Raw genomic sequence first — 430 nt, forward strand, 5'->3', positions numbered from 1 at the left:
TTCTCGATGCCTTCCATGAAACGCTACGAAAAATTCGCCGCCGACATCGCTGAAATGATCCGCAGCGGGATTCTGCCACCCGGCGAAAAAGTCCCCTCAGTGCGTGTGGCGAGCCGTACGTATTCGGTCAGTCCGACAACGGTTTTCAAGGCTTACTATTTGCTGGAGGACAAAGGACTCATTCAGGCGCGTGCCCGTTCGGGTTATTACGTGCGCGAGTACGGCCCACAGACCATGACCGAGCCCGAGCTGGTCAGGCATGTGAGCGAAGGGACGGAGGTCAGTGTCAGCGACCTGATCTTTTCGGTGCTGGCGTCGCTCAAGGATCCAGACACCGTTCCGTTCGGCTCGGCGTTTCCCAGCCCTCATCTTTATCCGTTGCCACGCCTGGCGAAATCCATGGGCATCGCCGCAAGAGCGCTCACCCCAT

At 58.4% G+C, this 430-nt stretch carries 1 protein-coding gene; it reads left to right on the forward strand.

The window, feature by feature from the left end; translation table 11 throughout:
• Positions 1-15: 15 nt before the first annotated feature.
• On the forward strand, positions 16-430 hold a 415-nt coding region (locus tag EE949_RS01390; RefSeq protein ID WP_164666678.1), incomplete at its 3' end, for a GntR family transcriptional regulator.

Source organism: Pseudomonas viridiflava (assembly GCF_900602065.1).
Classification (GTDB): domain Bacteria; phylum Pseudomonadota; class Gammaproteobacteria; order Pseudomonadales; family Pseudomonadaceae; genus Aquipseudomonas.